General features: G+C 73.5%; 16 protein-coding genes. 10 read left to right on the plus strand and 6 right to left on the minus strand.

Annotated features, from left to right (window positions below; genetic code table 11):
- The first annotated feature begins 278 nt into the window (after positions 1-278).
- From HFV08_RS20290 to HFV08_RS20310, 5 genes are all read left to right on the plus strand, one after another.
- Positions 279-1,835, plus strand: coding sequence for a sensor histidine kinase (locus HFV08_RS20290; protein WP_168541156.1), 1,557 nt, complete (start codon positions 279-281; stop codon positions 1,833-1,835).
- Complete coding sequence (locus HFV08_RS20295; RefSeq protein ID WP_168541157.1) at positions 1,832-2,239, plus strand: roadblock/LC7 domain-containing protein; 408 nt, start codon at positions 1,832-1,834, stop codon at positions 2,237-2,239. The genes HFV08_RS20290 and HFV08_RS20295 overlap by 4 nt, the downstream gene beginning before the upstream one ends.
- Complete coding sequence (locus tag HFV08_RS20300) at positions 2,236-2,607, plus strand: DUF742 domain-containing protein (RefSeq protein WP_168541158.1); 372 nt, start codon at positions 2,236-2,238, stop codon at positions 2,605-2,607. Before HFV08_RS20295 ends, HFV08_RS20300 begins: the two co-directional genes overlap by 4 nt.
- Complete coding sequence (locus HFV08_RS20305) at positions 2,588-3,202, plus strand: GTP-binding protein (RefSeq protein ID WP_168541159.1); 615 nt, start codon at positions 2,588-2,590, stop codon at positions 3,200-3,202. The genes HFV08_RS20300 and HFV08_RS20305 overlap by 20 nt, the downstream gene beginning before the upstream one ends.
- Before the next feature lie 122 nt (positions 3,203-3,324).
- A complete protein-coding gene (locus HFV08_RS20310; protein ID WP_168541160.1) occupies positions 3,325-4,860 on the plus strand; it encodes a cytochrome P450 in 1,536 nt (511 codons plus the stop codon).
- Positions 4,861-4,990: 130 nt separating this feature from the next.
- On the opposite strand, the gene HFV08_RS20315 is transcribed toward HFV08_RS20310, so the two are convergent.
- The 4 genes from HFV08_RS20315 to HFV08_RS20330 form a co-directional block, all read right to left on the minus strand.
- Positions 4,991-5,860: an oxygenase MpaB family protein gene (locus tag HFV08_RS20315; protein ID WP_168541161.1), complete on the minus strand. Its 870-nt coding sequence runs from the start codon at positions 5,858-5,860 to the stop codon at positions 4,991-4,993.
- A 103-nt stretch (positions 5,861-5,963) separates the two neighbouring features.
- Positions 5,964-6,941, minus strand: coding sequence for an RluA family pseudouridine synthase (locus HFV08_RS20320; RefSeq protein WP_168541162.1), 978 nt, complete (start codon positions 6,939-6,941; stop codon positions 5,964-5,966).
- 154 nt (positions 6,942-7,095) lie between these two features.
- The gene (locus HFV08_RS20325; RefSeq protein WP_210430547.1) at positions 7,096-7,932 is read right to left on the minus strand and encodes a siderophore-interacting protein; all 837 of its coding nucleotides are present in this window, start codon (positions 7,930-7,932) and stop codon (positions 7,096-7,098) included.
- A gap of 116 nt (positions 7,933-8,048) precedes the next feature.
- On the minus strand, positions 8,049-8,957 hold the full coding sequence (locus HFV08_RS20330; protein ID WP_168541236.1) for a 5'-3' exonuclease: 909 nt from the start codon (positions 8,955-8,957) through the stop codon (positions 8,049-8,051).
- Positions 8,958-9,234: 277 nt separating this feature from the next.
- Here HFV08_RS20330 and HFV08_RS20335 point away from each other — a divergent pair, with 277 nt between their 5' ends.
- The 3 genes from HFV08_RS20335 to HFV08_RS20345 all read left to right on the plus strand — a co-directional run bounded on the left by HFV08_RS20335 (position 9,235) and on the right by HFV08_RS20345 (position 13,904).
- Positions 9,235-10,386, plus strand: a complete 1,152-nt coding sequence (locus HFV08_RS20335; protein ID WP_312885754.1) for a quaternary amine ABC transporter ATP-binding protein — start codon at positions 9,235-9,237, stop codon at positions 10,384-10,386.
- Complete coding sequence (locus HFV08_RS20340) at positions 10,379-12,985, plus strand: ABC transporter permease/substrate binding protein (protein WP_168541163.1); 2,607 nt, start codon at positions 10,379-10,381, stop codon at positions 12,983-12,985. The genes HFV08_RS20335 and HFV08_RS20340 overlap by 8 nt, the downstream gene beginning before the upstream one ends.
- Before the next feature lie 352 nt (positions 12,986-13,337).
- Positions 13,338-13,904 (plus strand): helix-turn-helix domain-containing protein, encoded by a 567-nt coding sequence (locus HFV08_RS20345; RefSeq protein ID WP_168541164.1) that lies wholly within the window; start codon positions 13,338-13,340, stop codon positions 13,902-13,904.
- A gap of 246 nt (positions 13,905-14,150) precedes the next feature.
- On the opposite strand, the gene HFV08_RS20350 is transcribed toward HFV08_RS20345, so the two are convergent.
- Positions 14,151-14,663 (minus strand): potassium channel family protein, encoded by a 513-nt coding sequence (locus HFV08_RS20350; protein WP_168541165.1) that lies wholly within the window; start codon positions 14,661-14,663, stop codon positions 14,151-14,153.
- Positions 14,664-14,953: 290 nt separating this feature from the next.
- Here HFV08_RS20350 and HFV08_RS20355 point away from each other — a divergent pair, with 290 nt between their 5' ends.
- Complete coding sequence (locus tag HFV08_RS20355) at positions 14,954-15,685, plus strand: helical backbone metal receptor (RefSeq protein WP_168541166.1); 732 nt, start codon at positions 14,954-14,956, stop codon at positions 15,683-15,685.
- An 86-nt stretch (positions 15,686-15,771) separates the two neighbouring features.
- Entirely contained in the window at positions 15,772-16,749 is a 978-nt protein-coding gene (locus HFV08_RS20360; protein WP_246341898.1) for a DUF2510 domain-containing protein, read from the plus strand.
- Between the two features lie 126 nt (positions 16,750-16,875).
- Here HFV08_RS20360 and HFV08_RS20365 read toward each other — a convergent pair whose 3' ends face one another.
- Positions 16,876-18,078 (minus strand): amino acid deaminase/aldolase, encoded by a 1,203-nt coding sequence (locus HFV08_RS20365; RefSeq protein ID WP_168541167.1) that lies wholly within the window; start codon positions 18,076-18,078, stop codon positions 16,876-16,878.
- Positions 18,079-18,831 lie beyond the last annotated feature (753 nt).

An 18,831-nucleotide genomic window follows, 5' to 3' on the forward strand; every position in this document is an offset into this window, starting at 1 on the left:
CGCGGTGCGCACGCGTCCATACGTGATCACCTTCTGCGAGCGGGCGACTTCGCTGCGTGCAAATGGAGTCGAGTCTAGGACTCCTGGCGGGCGATTTCAGGGCCTTGCGGAATATGACATGCGGTGGCTGCGGCGGGACTAAGCTCGCCCGCAGCGCACCGAGTTGAGACGTATTCGGGCCTTGGTTCCCTATGCACCCTATGTGTGCCCGGATCCGGCTGCTCCCGGCGGCGCGCGACGACCTAGGTCCCCCGTCAGGAAGTCTTCAGAGGGCAGACATGGTGAGTGTTGAACCGCCTCCCACCGGCCGCGAAGTCCCCTATGTGCGCGTACTGCTGCTGCCCGCCGTGCTGATGGCCGCGGTGGCCGCGGCCGCCGCGGCCCTGGTGGACGAAGAGGCGCGGCCGGCCGTCGCGGTGTGCGGGGCGGTGTGCCTGCTCCTCGTCCTCGCCGTCGCGGCCCAGGCGGTACGCGGCTTCCGTACGGCGCGGCGGCTGCGCGCCCGGCACGCCCACCAGATCGCCTTCCTCAAGCGCCGCACCGACGCCCACGAGGAGCAGAGCGTCCGCCTCGGGCGCGATCTGCTGCCCGAGGCGCTGCTGCGGCTCGGCCGGGGCGAGTCGCCCGCCGAGGTGGTGGGGGCGCTGGTGGACGCCGACCCGGTCCACCGCGATCTGCCGATGGCCGGTCGGGCGCTGCTGCGCGATGTCCTGGAGATCGTGGACAACGAGCGGGCGATGCGCGAGTCCGCGCAGCTCGCCTTCGTCAACATCGCCCGCCGGGTGCAGGCGATCGTCCACCGCCAGGCCGCCGAACTGCGCGAGATGGAGGAGGACCACGGCCGCAACCCCGAGGTCTTCGACGACCTGCTGCGCATCGACCACGGCACCGCCCTGATCGGCCGCCTCGCCGACTCCGTCACGGTGCTCGGCGGCGCCCGGCCCGGCCGCCAATGGCCCGGCCCCGTACCGCTGTTCAGCGTGCTGCGCGGGGCGATGTCCCGGATCCTCGACTACCAGCGCGTCGATCTGCACTCCCTGGTGGACGTGGCCGTCCTCGGCACCTCCGTCGAACCGCTCATCCACGCCTGCGCGGAACTCCTCGACAACGCCACCCGCTACTCGCCGCCGCAGACCCGGGTGCATGTCACCGCCGTCGAGGTGCAGACCGGTGTCGCCGTCGAGATCGAGGACGGCGGCGTCAGCCTCAGCGAGGAGGCCCGGGCCCGCGCCGAGCGGATGCTGGCCCAGGCCCAGGTGGGCATCGACCTCAACGACCTCGGCGAGACCCCCCGCCTCGGCATGGCCGTGGTCGGGCGGCTCGCGCAGATGTACGGGATGCAGGTCTCGCTGCGGCAGTCCGCGTACGGCGGCGTACGCGCCGTGCTGGTCGTGCCCCGCGAGATGCTCACCACCGCCCCGGCACCCGCGCTCGCGCACGGCATCGGCGCCGCCGCGGTGCCCCGGGTCAACGAGGAGGGGCGGCTCATCGAGGAGCCCGCCCGCCCGGCCAAGCGGCACCGGCAGCCGACCGGGCCCATCGCCTCGCCGCCGCTGGTCCCCGCCGTGGTCGCCGAGTCCTTCGACCCGCCCCAGATCGAGGAGTGGACCCCGAACGGCCTCCCGCAGCGCCGCAGCCGGGTCCGCTCCTCGTACACCCGCCGCCTCGCGGAACGCGCCCAGGCCGCGCCCGCCCGCGAGGCGCGCGGCGGCGACGGCGAACCCGAACCGGGCCTGTGGATCGAGGCGTTCATGACCGGCGCGAGCGGCTCGGACGAGACCAGCGCCGAGGGACGCCGCCACCCGGCGTCCGAGGAGGAGGGAAACCACCAGTGATCCACCAGCGCGCCAACTTCGACTGGATGCTCAAGGAACTCGCCGACGGCGTCCCCCAGACCCGCCAGATCGTGGTGCTCTCCGCCGACGGACTGCGCATCGCCCGGTACGGGGGCGATCCGGACGCCGCCGACCGGATCGCGGCCGCCTGCGCGGGACTCCAGAGCCTGGCCGCGGCCGTGGCCACCGAGATCCCCGAGAGCGACGGCCGGATGCGGATGGTCATCATCGAGGTCAGCGGCGGCTTCTTCTATCTGATGGCCGCGGGCGCCGGCGCCTACCTCGCCGTACTCGCCGACGAGACCGTCGACGCCGGGCTGATCGGCAACCGGATGCGCGACCTGGTGGTCCGCATCGGCGCCCATCTGACCAGCCCGCCCCGCCGCGACGGGCAGCCCGTATGACCGGTGCGCGGCGCGAACGGCGGGCCCCGACCGGGTCGGCCGCCAACCCGGAGCGCCTGTACGTCCTGACCGGGGGCACCGAGGCGGCCGAGCGGGCCGCTCTCGACCTGGTCACCCTGATCGTGGCGCGGGGCGAGGCGCCGCCCACCGCGCCGCCCGAACAGGCCGCCCTGCTGCGGATGTGCGCCACCCCGCTGTCGGTGGCCGAACTCTCCGCCTATCTGAACCTGCCGTTCAGCGTGGTGACCGTACTGCTGACCGAGCTGCTGGCGGCCCGGCTCGTCGAGGCGCGTGCCCCGGTCGTCCGCTCGGCGCTCCCGGACCGGACCCTTCTCGAAGCGGTGATGCATGGACTTCAACAGCTCTGACACCCTCGCCGGTCCCCGCCGCGAGGACGTGCTCCCGGCGACGGCCGCCTCCGCGGTGAAGGTCGTGATCGTCGGCGGTTTCGGGGTCGGCAAGACCACCATGGTCGGCTCGGTCAGCGAGATCAGACCGCTGACCACCGAGGAGACGATGACCCAGGCCGGGATCGGCATCGACGACGACTACGGCTCCGCCACGAAGACCGCCACCACCGTCGCCATGGACTTCGGCCGGATCAGCATCACCGAGCAGCTGGTCCTCTACCTCTTCGGCACCCCCGGCCAGGAGCGCTTCTGGTTCCTGTGGAACGGGCTCTTCGAGGGCGCCCTCGGGGCCGTCGTCCTGGTGGACACCCGGCGCCTGGAGGTCAGCTTCGACGTCATCGGGCGCCTGGAGGAACGCGGGGTGCCCTTCGTGGTGGCGGTCAACTCCTTTCCGGGTGCGCCCCGTTACCCGGTCGCCGAACTCCGCGCCGCCCTCGACCTGCCCGAGGAGATCCCGATCCTGCACTGCGACGCCCGCCGCCGCGCCTCCAGCCGGGACGTCCTGCTCAGCCTGATGCGCTTCCTGCACTCCCTGAGCACCGCCCCGTCCTGAGCACGGCCCCTCGCGGGAGCCCGCCGGGTCCCCGACTCCACTGCCGCGCACCCCAGTTGACCGATCAGACGGCCCCACCGCACGTACGCCCTCACCCGGAACCGGAACCTCGGAGCGACACCGTGACGACCCCTTCGCCCTACCGACCCGGCACCGACGACACCGCCCCCGCGCCCCCGCCGGGCTGCCCCGCGCACGGCCGCGGGCCCGGCGGTGCGCACCGCCTGTACGGACCCGAGGCGGAGGACCTGGCCGCCGTCTACGAGCGGATGCGCGCCGAGCACGGGGCGGTCGCCCCCGCCCTGCTCCACGACGACCTGCCGGTCTGGGCGGTCCTCGGGCACGCCGAGAACCTCCGGATGGTGCGCAACTCCTCGCACTTCACCCGCGATTCACGCCACTGGCGAGCCGTCCAGGACGGCTCCGCGGGCCCCGACCACCCGCTCGCCCCGGTCTTCACCTGGCAGCCGATGTGCAGCTTCGTCGAGGGCGCCGAGCACCGCAGGCTCCGCGGGGCGGTGACCGGCGCGATGGCCACCATCGACCACCGCGGGGTGCGCCGCCACATCAACCGCTTCAGCCAGCGCCTGGTCAACGAGTTCTGCGAGGACGGCCGCGCCGACCTCGTCTCCCGCTTCGCCGAGCACCTGCCGATGATGGTGATGTGCCAGGTCATCGGCATGCCCGAGGAGTACGACGAGCGGATGGTGCAGGCCGCCCGCGACATGATCCAGGGCACCGAGACCGCCATCGCCAGCAACGCCCATGTGATGGCGGCGCTCACCCGGCTGGTGCGCCGCCGCCGGGAGCGGCCGGTCGAGGACTTCACCAGCGCCCTGATCACCCACGAGTCCCGGCTCTCCGACGAGGAGGTGGCCCAGCACCTGCGCCTGGTCCTCATCGCCTCCTACGAGGCCACCGCCAACCTCATCGCCAATGTGCTGCGCATGGTGCTCACCGACCCGCGCTTCCGCGCCCAGCTCAACGGCGGCCGGATGACGGTGCCGGAGGCGGTCGAGCAGTCGCTCTGGGACGAGCCGCCGTTCAGCGCCATGGTCGGCTACTTCGCCACCCAGGACACCGAGTTGGGCGGCAAGCACATCCGGGCGGGCGACGGACTCATCCTCGGCATCGCCCCGGGCAATGTCGACCCGGCGGTACGCCCCGACCCCGAGGCCCCCATGCAGGGCAACCGGGCGCACCTGGCCTTCAGCGGCGGGCCGCACGAGTGCCCCGGCCAGGACCTCGGCCGCGCCATCGCCGACACCGGCGTGGACGCCCTCTTCATGCGACTGCCGGATGTCGAACTCGCCGTGCCCGAGGGAGAGTTGCGCTGGCGGTCCTCGGTGCTCTCGCGGCACCTGGTGGAGCTGCCGGTGCAGTTCGCGCCCCGGCCTCCGCAGGAACCCGCCGGGCAGGCCGTCACCGTACCGGCGCCGCGCGGCAACTGGGAGGTCTCCTCCCTGACCGCGAACTCGGCCGCGAACTCGGCCCCGACGGCGGCGACTTCGGCACCCGTGCCCGCCTCGGAGCCCGCGCCGGAACCGGCCGCCACCGCACCGGCGACCGCCCCCGGTGCCGCCCGCCACGCCCAGAGCGAGCGCCGCGGCGGCCTCGGCCGGCGCCTCCTGCGGTGGTGGCGGGGCCAAGGGCGGTGAGCGAGAGGGGAGTTGCCTCCCGGTCGGGTCAAGGTCCTTGAGCGGCTGAGGAGTTGGACGTCGAGACGGGGCGCGCGGGCAGGATCTGAGCGCAGTCGGGCGGGTCAAGTGGGCTGGTCCGCACGGCCGTTCAGTCCTCGGAGGGCGGGCTGCTGGCCCAGCGGATGGCCCGGGTCAGGATCCGGCCCGCGGGACGTACGCCCGCCGTCTCGACCAGGGGCAGCCGCGGCAGCCAGAGCATGGCCCGGGCCCAGGACGGGAGCAGCGCCACCGCGTTGGCGGCGAGGATCGCGTACGGGCCGCGTACCGCGAGGGGCAGCGGGGGCCGCAGCAGCAGGAAGCGGGCGGCCTCCCGGGCCTCGGGGGTCGCACGCAGCTCGGGGCGGTAGGCCTTCAGCCGGGCGCGCAGCGCGGCCACGTCCCGGGGCGGGTCGAGCGCGCCGAGGGCGCCGGCCACCTCGGCGGTGTCGGCCACGTACGCGTCGTAGTCGGCGTCCGAGAGCGGCGCCGCCCCGTAGAGCCGGTGGGCGCGCAGGAAGCAGTAGGCCTCGGCGGTGTGCACCCACTCCAGGAGGTGCGGGTCCCCGGCGTGGTAGTCGAGGCCCTCCGCGGTCACCCCGCGCACCCGCTCGTGAACCGAACGCACCCGGTCCACGGCGTGCTCGGCGTCCTCGGCGGTGCCGTAGGTGGTGACCGCGAGGAAGTAGCTGGTCCGCTGGAGGCGGCCCCAGGGGTCGCCGCGGTAGCCCGAGTGCGCCGCGACAGCGGCCATGGCCCGCGGATGCAGGGACTGCAGCAGCAGCGCGCTCAGTCCGCCGGTGTACATGGCGGCGTCGGCGTGCACGGTGCGGATGGGCCGCTCCGGGGCGAACCAACGCGGCCCCGGGGTGTCGTGGATACGCGCGCGGTGCCGTTCACCCTCGGGCCCGGCCACCCGCGCGAACAGGCTCCGGCCGAGCCGCCGGCGCAGCTCCGCGATTCCGGTGTCCGGGATGCTCATAAGTCCAGTATCCGCCGCCCGGCCGGTACGGGGGAGTGGTTCACGGCGCGGGGCGGGCCCGGGCGGCTCCACCGGGCGGGGCGGCCCGGCGCGGGGGCGCCGCTCAGCACGGCTGCTCCGTGCCGTCCGCTGTCCCGCCGTCCGCCGTCCCGTACTCCGCGCCGGACCAGGCCGAGAGCCGGCGGCGGCTGTCGAAGCGGTGCCGGCCGCCGGTCACCGGGTCGGTGAACTCCAGGGTGCGGGCGAGGAGTTGGAGCGGGCTGCCCAGGTCCTCCGGGGTGTCGGCCGGGGCCACCTCCGGGTAGAGCGGGTCGCCGAGGAGGGGGATGCCGAGGGCGTTCATGTGCACCCGGAGCTGGTGGGTGCGGCCCGTGGTGGGGAGCAGGCGGTAGCGGCCGAGCCCGGCGCGGTGCGCGAGGAGTTCGATGTGGCTCACGGCGTTGGGCTCGCCGGGCACCTCCTCGGCGGTGAGCCGCCCGGGCTCCTTCTCGATCCGGCTCTGCACGGTGCGCGGCAGCGCCAGCTCGGGCCGGTACGGCGCCACCCCCTCGTACTCCTTGTGGATCCGGCGGTCCCGGAAGAGGGTCTGGTACCGGCCGCGCTCCTCGGGACGCAGGGTGAACAGGACCAGACCGGCGGTCAGCCGGTCGAGCCGGTGGGCGGCGCCGAGCTGCGGCAGGTCCAGCTCGCGGCGCAGCCGGGCCAGCGCGGTGTCGGTGATGTGCGAGCCGCGCGGGGTGGTGGCGAGGAAGTGCGGCTTGTCGGCGACCAGGATGTGCGCGTCCCGGTAGACCACCTCGATCCCGAAGGGCACCGGCTCCTCGGGCGCCGGCTCCCGGTGGAACCAGACGAAGAGCCCCGGTTCGTACGGGGTCGCCCGGGTCACGGCGGCGCCGTCCGCGAGGACGAACTCACCCCGGTCCAGCATGGCGTCGACGACCGCGGCCCCCGGGGCGAGGCGCTCGGCCAGGTGGTCCCGGACGGTGGCCCAGGACCCCTCGCCCGGCAGCCGCAGCCGTACCGGATCCACTCCCTCACGCTGGGGGAGCGGGCAGCCGGGAACCTGCGGTCTGCGTCTCATCACGGTCCAGCGTACGGGGGCGGGCGCGGGCGGGTCCGGCCTTGGACGCCCCAGCCGGGTCCGGTCCATGGGCGCCTGCCTCCGCACCGCTCGCCCGCTCGGCCCCGCCCGTCGTCCCCTCGGCCGGGCCGCCCCCTCGGCCGGCCCGGACCGCTCAGGCCGTCCCGGTGCCGCTCTCCTGCTCGGCCTCGACCTCCGCGTTCCAGTCGCGCTTGGAGGCCTGCCAGCCGTCCTCGTTGTGGCCGAGGCGCCAGTATCCGGAGATCGAGAGCTGCTCGCGGGGGATCGCCCGCTCGACGCGGAGCAGGCGGCGCAGCTCCTTGACGAAGCCCGCCTCGCCGTGGACGAAGGCGTGCACCTTCCCGGCGGGGAACTCCAGGGCGCGGACCGCCTCCACCAGCGCGGCGCCGACCGGCCGCCCGCCCCGGTGCAGCCAGACGATCTCCGCGTCGGTGGTGATCTTCTGCTCCTCCTCGGGCCCGGCGACCTCGACGAACGCCCGGGCGTCGGCGCCCCGGGGCAGCGCCTCCAGGGCGGCCGCGACGGCGGGCAGGGCGCTCTCGTCACCGGCGAGCAGATGCCAGTCGGCCGCCGGGTCCGGGGCGTAGCCGCCGCCGGGGCCGAGCAGCCGGATGCGGTCGCCGGGCCGGGCCGCGGCGGCCCAGGGACCGGCCAGGCCCTCCGCGCCGTGCACCACGAAGTCGACGGTCAGCTCGCGGCTCTCCGGCTCCCAGGCGCGCACCGTGTAGGTACGGGTCACCGGCCACTGGTCCCGGGGCAGCTCGGCGCGGATCTGCTGGATGTCGAAGGGCTCGGGGTAACCGACCCCGGCGGGCGGGAAGAGGATCTTGACGTAGTGGTCCGTGCAGTCCCCGGCCGTGAACTGCGCGAGGCCCTCGCCGCCGAGCACCACGCGCTGCATGTGCGGGGTGAGCCGCTCGGTGCGGACCACCTCGGCGAGATGTACCTGGGGTGCGGAACGCTTGGCCATGGAGGACTCCCCGTCAACTGCTCGGCATTTGTACTTAGGGTGTCCTAAGTTAGCAGCTTCCGGTGAACGGTCCCCCGGTCGGCTCCCGCCACTCCGGCCCGGGGCGGTACGCGTCCTCAGGCGCCCCCGAGGGTGGTGAGCAGCCGCTCCAGGGAGCCGCCGAGATTCCAGCGCGCGGCCAGCTCGTCCAGGGCGGCGGCATCGCGCGGCCCCGTGGGCAGGGCCGGGTCGTGCTCCGGCACCGGGACGTCGGTGGCCACCCGGACGACCTTCGGGGCGACCGCGAGATAGGGCCGCGACTCGTCGAGGCGCCTGCGCTGGGTCGGGGTGAGCCTGGCGGTGCGGTCGCCGACGGCCGCGAGGATCCCGGCCAGGTCGCCGAACTCGGCCAGCAGTTTGGCGGCGGTCTTCTCGCCGATGCCCGGCACCCCCGGCAGGCCGTCGCTCGGGTCGCCGCGCAGCAGTGCCAGATCCGCGTACCCGCCGCCGTCCACGCCGTACTTCTCGCGCAGCCAGGACTCGTCGGTCAGCTGGAGCGAGCCGACGCCCTTGAGCGGATAGAGCACCCGCACGCCCCGGGCGTCGTCGACCAGCTGGTAGAGGTCGCGGTCGCCGGTGACGATGTCCACCGGGCCCTTCGCCCGGGTGGCCAGGGTGCCGATCACATCGTCCGCCTCGTACCCCGCGACGCCGATCCGCGCGATGCCGAGGGCGTCGAGCACCGCCTCGATCACCGGGACCTGCGGGGCGAGGGTGTCCGGCACCTCCTCCTCGTCCGGCCCCGCGGCGTGCTCCTCGGCGACCCGGTGCGCCTTGTACGAGGGGATCAGCTCGACCCGCCACTCGGGCCGCCAGTCGGCGTCCATGCAGGCCACCAGCTCGTCGGGGCGGTGGTCGCGCACCAGGCGGTCGATGAAGTCGAGCAGCCCGCGCACGGCGTTCACCGGGGTGCCGTCGGGCGCCCGCACCGACTCGGGCATGCCGAAGTACGCGCGGAAGTAGAGGGAGGCGGTGTCGAGGAGCATGAGCCGTCGCTGAGTCACCCGGGCATCATGCCGCACCCCACCGACAGCGCCCTCACGCTCCGCGTCCGTACCTCGCGATTGGTGCAAATCAAGCCAGAAGGGGAAGCTGTGACCTGCGGCACTGGCTGGTTTGACGCGTGTAAACCGGGGCAGGCGCGCACGCGGTGTGGACCGGCCCCGCCCAGTTGCGGCCGGCTGATGCGGGCAGAACCCGTTCCACACCCCGGCCTGCGACCGGGGAGACGCGGGCCCGCTTCGCTCGACCCGAGAGGTGCATGTGTCCAGACTGCAAGCAGAGCATCTGTACAAGGTGTTCGGCAGACGAGCCGCTGACGCGGTGGAGAAACTGAAGGGCGGTGCGGACCGCGAGGAAATGCGGGCCGAGGGGACCACCGCCGCCGTCATCGACGCGTCCTTCACCGTCGAGCCAGGGCAGATATTCGTGGTCATGGGCCTCTCCGGCTCCGGCAAGTCCACGCTGCTGCGGATGCTGAACGGGCTGCTCGAACCGACATCGGGCCAGGTCCTCTTCGACGGGCAGGACCTGACCGCACTCGGCGCCCGGGAGCTGCGCCGCGTACGGGCCACCCGGATCAGCATGGTCTTCCAGCACTTCGCGCTCTTCCCGCACCGCAGCGTCCTGGAGAACGCCGCCTACGGCCTGGAGGTCCAGGGCGTGGCGCGGTCCGAGCGGGAGCGGCGGGCCACCGAGGCCCTGGAGCTGGCCGGGCTCAAGGGCTGGGAGAAGTCCTGGCCCGACGAGCTGTCCGGCGGCATGCAGCAGCGCGTGGGCCTGGCCCGGGCGCTGGCCACCGACGCCGACCTGCTGCTCATGGACGAGTCCTTCAGCGCGCTCGACCCGCTGATCCGCCGGGACATGCAGGACCAGCTCCTGGAACTCCAGCGGCGGCTGAAGAAGACCATCGTCTTCATCACCCACGACCTCAACGAGGCGATGCGCCTCGGCGACCGCATCGCGGTCATGCGCGACGGCCGCATCGTGCAGACCGGCACCGCGGAAGACATCCTTGTCACCCCCGCCAACGACTATGTCGCCGCCTTCACCCAGGACGTCGACCGCTCCCGGGTGCTCACCGCGGGCGCGGTGATGGCCGACCCCGAGGAGGCCTTCGGGACCAGGACTGCGGGCGGCAAGGAGCTGCGGACCGCCGAGGACGTCCTCGCCGCGGCCCCCGCCACGGTGCGCGAGCACACCCCCGTACTGGAGCTGTTCACCCCCTGTGCGGGCAGCGAGACCCCGGTCGCCGTCACCGACGCCGAGGGCCGCCTCACGGGTGTGGTCACCCGGCAGCGGCTGCTCGCCGTGCTCGGGGACCCGATGCCGCCGGAGGAGCCCGCGGCAGCGGCGCCCCCGGTGGCCATCGGCAAGGACGACAGCGACACGGGCAAGGTGAGCGCGGGTGCCTAGGATTCCTCTCGGCGACTGGGTCGACAGCGGGGTCGACTGGCTCGTCGACCACATGGCCTGGCTCTTCGACTTCGTGAAGTCGGTCTGCAACGGGATGTACGACGCCATCGACGGGGTGCTCACCGCGCCCGAGCCGATGCTGCTCGCGGGCATCCTCGCGGTTCTCGCCTTCTGGCTGCGCGGCCTGACCGGCGGCGTGCTCGCCTTCGCGGGCTTCCTGCTCATCGACTCCCTCGAACTGTGGGAGGACGCGATGGGCACCCTCTCACTCGTCCTGGTCGCGACGATCATCGCGCTGCTGATCTCGGTACCGCTCGGGATCTGGGCCGCGCGCTCGAACACGGTCAGCGCGGTCGTACGGCCCGTCCTGGACCTGATGCAGACCATGCCGGCCATGGTCTACCTCATCCCGGCCATGCTCTTCGTGGGCCTCGGCGTCCCGGCGGGCATCGTCGCCACCCTGATCTTCGCCCTGCCGCCCGGGGTGCGGATGACCGAACTCGGCATCCGCCAGGTCGACAAGGAACTCGTCGAGGCCGCCGAGGCCTTCGGCACCTCGCCGCGCAACACCCTGCTGCGGGTGCAGCTGCCGCTGGCGCTGCCCACGATCATGGCGGGCGTCAACCAGGTGATCATGCTGGGCCTGTCGATGGTGGTCATCGCGGGCATGGTCGGCACCGGCGGGCTCGGCGGCGCGGTCAACGAGGCGATCGGCAACCTCGACGTCGGTCTCGGCTTCGAGGCCGGCCTCGGCATCGTCATCATCGCCATCTACCTGGACCGCCTCACCAGCGCCCTCGGCACCCAGCTCTCCCCGCTCGGCCGCCGCGCCGCCCAGAAGGCCCGTACCACCGGTGGCCTGAAGTTCTGGGACTACCGCCCGCGCCCCGCGGTCGCGGTCGTCGGTGTCGTCGTCCTCGCGCTGGTCGCGGGCGGCATGGGCGTCTTCGGCACGAGCGACTCCGGGAGCACCGAGGCCTCGACCGACGTCGGCCAGGGCAAGGAACTCAGCATGGGCTACGTCCCCTGGGACGACGCCATTGCCTCCACCTACCTGTGGAAGGAGATCCTCGAACAGCGCGGCTACAAGGTGAAGCCCACCGAGTACACCGCGGGCCCGCTGTACACCGGACTCGCCCAGGGCCAGATCGACTTCCAGACCGACTCCTGGCTGCCGGTCACCCACGCCGAGTACTGGAAGAAGTACGGCAAGAAGCTGGAGGACCTCGGCAGCTGGTACGGCCCCACCTCGCTCGAAATCTCGGTGCCCTCCTACGTCAAGGGTGTGGACTCGCTCGCCGACCTCAAGGGCAAGGGCAGCACCTTCAAGGGCAAGATCATCGGCATCGAGCCCAGTGCGGGCGAGATGGGCCTGCTGAAGAAGAAGGTGCTCGGCGCGTACGGCCTGGACAAGGAGTACGAGGTCGTGGACGGCTCCACGCCCGCGATGCTCACCGAGCTGAAGCGCGCCTACGCCAAGAAGCAGCCGGTCGCGGTCGTGCTCTGGTCCCCGCACTGGGCCTACAGCGACTACGACCTCAAGAAGCTCAAGGACCCCGAGAACGCCTGGGGCAAGGGCGACGGCATCCACATGACGGCCCGCAAGGGCTTCAGTGAGGAGAACCCGCAGGTCGCCAAGTGGATCAAGAACTTCAAGATGAGCGAGAAGCAGCTCACCGGCCTGGAGGCCGAGATCCAGAAGAAGGGCGGCAAGGGCAAGGAGCAGGAGGCCGTCCGCTCGTGGCTGAAGAAGAACCCCTCGCTCGTCGACAAGTGGGCGCCCGTCGCCCAGAAGGGCGAGGGCGAGGCCGCCCGCGCCCTGAACGTCGGCTGGTTCCCGTGGGAGGAGGACATCGCCGTCACCTACCTGTGGAAGGCCGTCCTCGCGGAGCGCGGCTACCGGATGAACCTCAAGCAGTTCGCCGTCGGCCCGGTCTACACGGCGCTGGCGCGGGGTGATCTGGACCTCCAGTTCGACGGCTGGCTGCCGTACGCGCAGAAGTCGTACTGGGACAAGAACAAGGAGAACCTCAAGGATCTCGGCAGCTGGTACTCGCCCACCTCGCTGGAGGTGGCGGTGCCCTCGTACGTCAAGGGCGTGAAGTCGCTCGCCGATCTCAAGGGCAAGGGCGACACCTTCAAGGGCAGGATCATCGGCATCGAGCCGGGCACCGGCGAGATGAACCTGCTCAAGCAGAAGGTGCTGCCCGGCTACGGCCTGGACAAGGAGTACGAGGTCGTGGACGGCTCCACGCCCGGCATGCTCACCGAGCTGAAGCGCGCCTACGCCAAGAAGGAGCCGGTCGCGGTCGTGCTGTGGACCCCGCACTGGGCCTACAACGAGTACAAGCTGACCAAGCTGGCCGACCCCAAGGGGCACTTCGGGACGGGCAATACGATCCGGACCATCTCCAGCAAGAAGTTCCCCGAGCAGTACCCGCGGCTCACCAAGTGGATCAAGGACTTCAAGATGAGCGAGAAGGAACTCGCCGGTCTGGAGAACGAGATCAAGGACCGCGGCAAGGGCAAGGAAGAGGAGGCCGTCGCCGCCTGGATGAAGCAGCACCCGGGCATCGTCGACCGGATGGCGCCGATGTAGCGGCGCGAGGGGCCGGTCCCCCCGCGAGGCGGGGACCGGAGCACTCCGGGTGAAGGGCGGGCACCGCTGTGTGGCGGGGCCCGCCCTTCGGCGTGAGCGGCCGGGTACCGGCCGTGGCCGGGGGGCCCGCCAGGATGCCGTAGGGACACAGCTTGGCGGCCGACCGGTACCGGTTGGGCGGAAATCGGGGAAAACCATCGCCGCGGCCCGGATTTCACGAGACTGTGTGCACGCCAAGAGGACGGAGCCCGGGTTCCGCTTGCGGATGGTGCGTAAGGTGCAGAGAGACACACCGGATCGCGGCCCGTTCGCAGCACGGCCGCGGGGCGAGGCACGGGAGGGAGTGGGGGCGATGGACGACAAGGAGAACCGCCGGGTGGGAGCGGCCGTCCGCAGGCGCCGCCGTTCGCTGCACCTCACCCTGGCCACCGTCGCCGAGCGCAGCGGGCTGTCCGTGCCCTTCCTCAGCCAGGTCGAGAACGACCGGGCCCGCCCGAGCGCCCAGTCCCTGCAGAAGGTCGCCGACGCCCTCGGCACCACCGCCGTGGAACTCCTCGACGCCGCCGACCCGGCCCGCGAGGTGGACCTGCTGCGCGCCGAGGCCGAACCGGAACCGGCGGCCGGATCCCGGGTCCGCGCCCTGGTCCGCGGCCGCCACCAGCTGCACGCCCTGGAGTTCACCGGCGACCACGACGGCCGCCGCGAATTCCAGCACCGCAACGACGAGTTGCTCTATGTCGCGGACGGCGCCGTCGAGGTGGAGGCCGAGGGCCGCGCCTACCGCCTGGTGCGCGGCGACACCCTCTACCTGACCGGCGGCGTCCGCCACCGCTGGCGGGCCACCGTGCCGGACACCCGGGTCCTGGTGGTCGCGGTGGCCGGGCACATCGACGCGATCGAGGAGCGCGGGCGGAGCTGAGGCGCTCTCCGCCGCCGGGGTGCCCCAGGTCGGTGCGTGAGGTCCGGGCCGCGCCCGCCCGCATCCGTGTCCCGCTCCGCGCGGCCCCGCACGCCGCCGTCCGGTCTCCGCCTCCCGCCACCGCGCGGCCTTCGCCTCCCGCCGCCGTCCGGCCTTCGCCTCTCGCCGCCGTCCGGCGTCCGCCTCCCGCCACCGCGCGGGCCGGTCCCTACGCTCCGTAGTACCGATCCGCCCGCGAAGCACCGCTCACCCGTCCTGCGGACCGCCGCCGCCCTGACCCCCGGCGAGCGCCTCCTCCAGCCGGTCGAAGCGCCGGTGCAGGGAGCGCACCGTGTCCTCCGCGTCCCCGGCGGCGTCCTGGGCGAGTCGCCGCGCCTCGTGCTCCGCCTTGTGCAGCAGCCGGGCCCGGCGCTGCTCGTGGCCGACGAACCAGGTCGCGAGGGCCGCGGTCACCATCCCGAAGGTGGTGATGCCGACGCCCATCACCACCAGGGCGACGATCCGGCCCCAGAGGGTGACCGGGTAGAGGTCGCCGTAGCCCACGGTGGTGGCCGTCTCCACCGCCCACCACAGCGCCTTGGGATAGTCGGTGATGTTGGCGCCGGACGCGCCCTCCTCGGCGGCGACCACCGCCCAGGAGGAGACGAAGACCGTGACGAGCAGCGAGAGCGTCGCGGTCCCGGCGGCCTTGAGGTGCAAGGAGCGGTGCTCGCCGCCCAGGAAGAGCCCGAGCATGCGGTTGAAGATCCCCGGCTGCATGGCGACAGCCTGCAACGCGGCGGCCCCCGGACCCGGCTCCGACGCGCCCGCCCCACCCCGGCCCCGCCCACCGGGCCGCCCGGATTCTCCTCCGCAGGCGCCCGTATCCCCGTACGGCACCGTCCGGCTCTCCGTACCGGACCGTCCGTATCCCTGTACGGGACCGTCCGGATCCGGCCACCGACGCATCCGTCCCGGCCCACGGCCCCGCAGAGATCCCGACCCGTCCGCCCACGCCCCGGACACCCCCTAGGCTCGGCATCCCGGCCGCCGTCCGAAGGAGCGCACCGATGCCGCCTCCCCGAGTCGTCTCGCTCGTGCCCTCGCTGACCGAGACGCTCGCGGTGAGCGCGCCGGGTGCCCTGGTCGCCGCGACCGACTGGTGCACGCACCCGGCCGGGCTCGGCGTCCCGCGGATCGGCGGCACCAAGAATCCGCGGGTCGGGGAGATCCTCGCGCTCGCCCCCGAGCTGGTGCTCGCCAACGAGGAGGAGAACCGCGCCCCGGACCTGGCGGAGCTGCGCGCCGCGGGCATCGAGGTCCTCCTCACCGAGATCCGCACCCTGCCCCAGGCCTTCCGCGAGCTGGCCCGGGTGCTCACCGCCTGCGGGGTCCCGTCCCGCCCGCGCTGGCTCGACGCCGCCGAGGAGGCCTGGTCCGCGCCGCCCGTCCAGGAGCCCGGGCGTACGGCCGTGGTCCCCGTCTGGCGGCGGCCCTGGATGGTGCTCGGCCGCGACACCTTCGCCGGGGACCTGCTCGCCCGCCTCGGCGTGCGCAACTTCTACGCCGGGCACGAGGAGCGCTACCCCCGGGTGCCGCTGGGGGAGTTGACCTCCGGCGGGGCCGAACTGGTGGTGCTGCCGGACGAGCCGTACCGCTTCACCGCCGAGGACGGGCCCGAGTCCTTCCCGGTGCCCGCGGCCCTGGTCAGCGGGCGCCACCTCACCTGGTACGGGCCCTCGCTCGCCGAGGCGCCCGCGGTCCTCGCCGCCCAGCTGGGGGCGCCGCTCCGCCCGGCCTGAGCTTCCGCGCCCGCGAAACGGGCCCCCGGCCGGAACCCGCCGGGGGCGCGTGTACGACCGCTGACCGGGCGTTCTACAGTGCCGCCATGAGCATGTCGACCCCGCCCGGCTGGTATCCGGATCCCGACGCACCGGGCGCAGAGCGCTGGTGGGACGGCACCACCTGGACCGAGCACCGGCGCACCCCCGCGCCGGAGACCGCACCCGGCGGCTTCGGCCCGGCCCAGGGCGGCTTCGGCCCCGCGCAGGGCGACTACCCCACGGCCGCGATGGCCCCGCGCACCGACACCAACGGCAGCCGCAGCAAGGTCATCGCCCTGACCGTGGCCGGGGTGGTCCTGGTCGCCGCGATCGCCGCCGGTGCCCTGCTGCTCGGCGAGGACGACGAGGACCCCGAGCCGGACCCGGGCCCGACGGCCACCGCCTCCGCCTCGCCGACGCCCACGCCGTCCCCCTCGCCGAGCGAGTCGCAGGAGTCCGAGGACCCCGACCCCTCCCGGGCGACCGACCAGCTCAACGGCATCAGCGTGCCCGTACTCGACGGCTGGGAGAAGCCCGACGACTACGCCAGCGACGTCAGCGTCCTGGTCACCACCCCGCACACCTACGACTGCCCGGGCGACGCCGGATTCTGCCACCACGGCACGGTCAGCAGCCGGACCGCGACCGGCAGCAGCGAGACCTCCGCGAAGGCCCTCGCCACCAAGGACATCTCCGACGCCGCCGAGAAGGCCTACGGCACCGACGCCCTCGACCGCGAGCCCTTCGACGGCATCACCTCGCACAAGCAGGTCAAGTCGGAGCGGGTCACCGTGGCCGGGCGCGAGGGCTATCTGGTCCGCTGGAAGGTGAAGACCGGTGCCGGGCCCGGCGGTTACGTGCAGTCGGTGGCCTTCCCCTCCAGCACCGGGTCCCAGTCGATGGTCCTGGTGCGGATCGTGGTGGACGCGGGCAAGGACGCGCCCCCGGTCGGCGACATCGACAAGTTCGTCGAGGGGATCCGCGGGCTCGGCGAGGAGTCCGGGGACGGCGGCGTCGGCAGCTCCGTCGACCCCGGGGAGTAGGCGCCCGCGGCGCTCCGGACGGCACCACGGACCGCCCGGCCCCGCCCGTTGGGGGCTCAACTCGCCCTGCTTCGGGCCTCCTAGGCCGTGTCCGGACGCGGCCTAGGTGTGTTGTCCGGACACGGCCTAGAGGAAGGTGTGGCCCTCGCCGCGGTAGGTGGGGACGGTGGCGGTGATCCGTTCGCCCTCCACCAGGTGCAGGTTCTCGAAGCGCTCGCACAGCTCCCCGGCCTTCGCGTGCCGGAACCAGACCCTGTCGCCCAGGAGGAGGTCGTCGGCGGCGCTGCCCAGCAGCGGGGTCTGCACCTCGCCCGCGCCCTCCAGCGGGTCGTAGCGCAGCCCCTCCGGCAGCCAGGGCTCCGGCAGCCGGTCGGTGCCCGCCGCGCCCGAGGCCGGGTAGCCGCCGCCGAGCACCGTGACCACACCGGGCCCCGGCCTGCGCACCACGGGCTGCGCGAACAGGGCGGCCGGCCTGCCGCGGAAGGAGGAGTAGTCGTCGAAGAGCCGCGGTACGTACAGTCCGGAACCGGCGGTCACCTCGGTCACCGCCTCCTCGGCGGCGGTGTGCTGCACACTGCCGGTGCCGCCGCCGTTGACGAATTCCAGCTCCGGCACCACCGCGCGCACCGCCCGCACGGCGGCCGCCCGCCGCACCGCCAGTTCCCGCCGCGCCGCCGCCTGCATGGCCCGGACGGCGCGGGAGCGCAGCGGCTTGCCGCGCACCGTGTCGCCGACACCGGCCACATGGCCCTCGTAGCCCATCACCCCGGCCAGCCGGAAGCCGGGCCGCCGGTCCACGGCGCGGGCCAGTTCGGCGAGCGCGGCGGGGGAGTGGAGCGGGGAGCGGCGGGCGCCTATCCGGACCCGGCCGCCCAACAGGCGGTAGGAGGTGTCCAGTTCGAGGCAGATCCGGATCTCCTCGCGGCCCCCGGCCCGGGCCCCGTCGAAGAGGTCCAGCTGGGCGGGATCGTCGACCATGACGGTCACCGCGGCGGCGAGCTTCGGGTCGGCGGCGAGTTCGGCCAGGCCCGCGCGGTCGGCGGTCGGGTAGGCGAGCAGTACGTCCTCGACGCCGGAGCGGACCAGCCACAGCGACTCGGCCAGGGTGAACGACATGACCCCCGCGAAGCCCTCGTGCGCCAGGGCCCGTTCGAGCAGCGCCCGGCAGCGGACGGACTTGCTCGCGACCCGGATCGGTTTCCCGGCCGCCCGGCGGACGAGGTCCGCCGCGTTGGCGTCGAAGGCCTCCAGATCCACCACGGCGAGCGGGGCGTCGAGGTGGGCGGTGGCACGGTCGTAGCGGGCTCGGTCGGTGGAGCGGGCAGTCATGCTGGCAGCCTGTCAGATCGAATTATCGCAGGGTAGGGGGATGATACGGGCCAATCCCCCGGTAGCCGGGGACTGACTGACGGTACGCCTCGTTCAGCCCGTAGAGTGACGCGCACGCGTGGAGTGACGGCCTCCGCACAAGGGCGTGACGGAACCGGCCGGTGCGTCTCGGCCGTCTCCGCGTGGGTGACAGTGAGCGGCAGGCGAAGCGCCGGGCGGGTGCAGTCGTGGAGGGGGTGCGGACGCATGGACACCGACGCACGACAGGCCCCCGCGGCGCCGCCCCGGTCCGCACCCCCTCCGGAGCCCGTCCCGCCGACGCCTCCGCCGGGCGGGGACACGGCGGCCGCGGAAAGCGCTTCGGACGCGGACGCCGCGTCGGGGACGGAGGCAGGGACAGCTTCGGGTACGGAGTCATCTTCAGGTACGGGGGCATCTTCGGGTACGAGGACGCCCTCGGGTGCGGTGGAGCAGCGGGGCCCGGGTGGGGCGGCGGCGGATACTGCCAGTGTCTCCCGGCCTTCTGATGCCGGTGCCGGTGCCGGTGCCGGTGCCGGTGCCTCCGCGTCCTCCGGGCCCGCCGACGAGTCGGGCGCCCGTGGTGGATCGCGGGTCTTCCCCCGGCTCACCCCCTCCGACACGGGGGCGATACCGGCCCCGCCGCCTCCGGTGGCCTCCGCGCGCTTCCCCGACACCCCGCCCGCTCCCGCGACTTCGGCGGAGTCCGGCTCAACTCCCGCCCCCGGCACGGAC

Origin of the sequence: Streptomyces physcomitrii, from assembly GCF_012273655.1 — a bacterium.
Lineage (GTDB): Bacteria > Actinomycetota > Actinomycetes > Streptomycetales > Streptomycetaceae > Streptomyces > Streptomyces physcomitrii.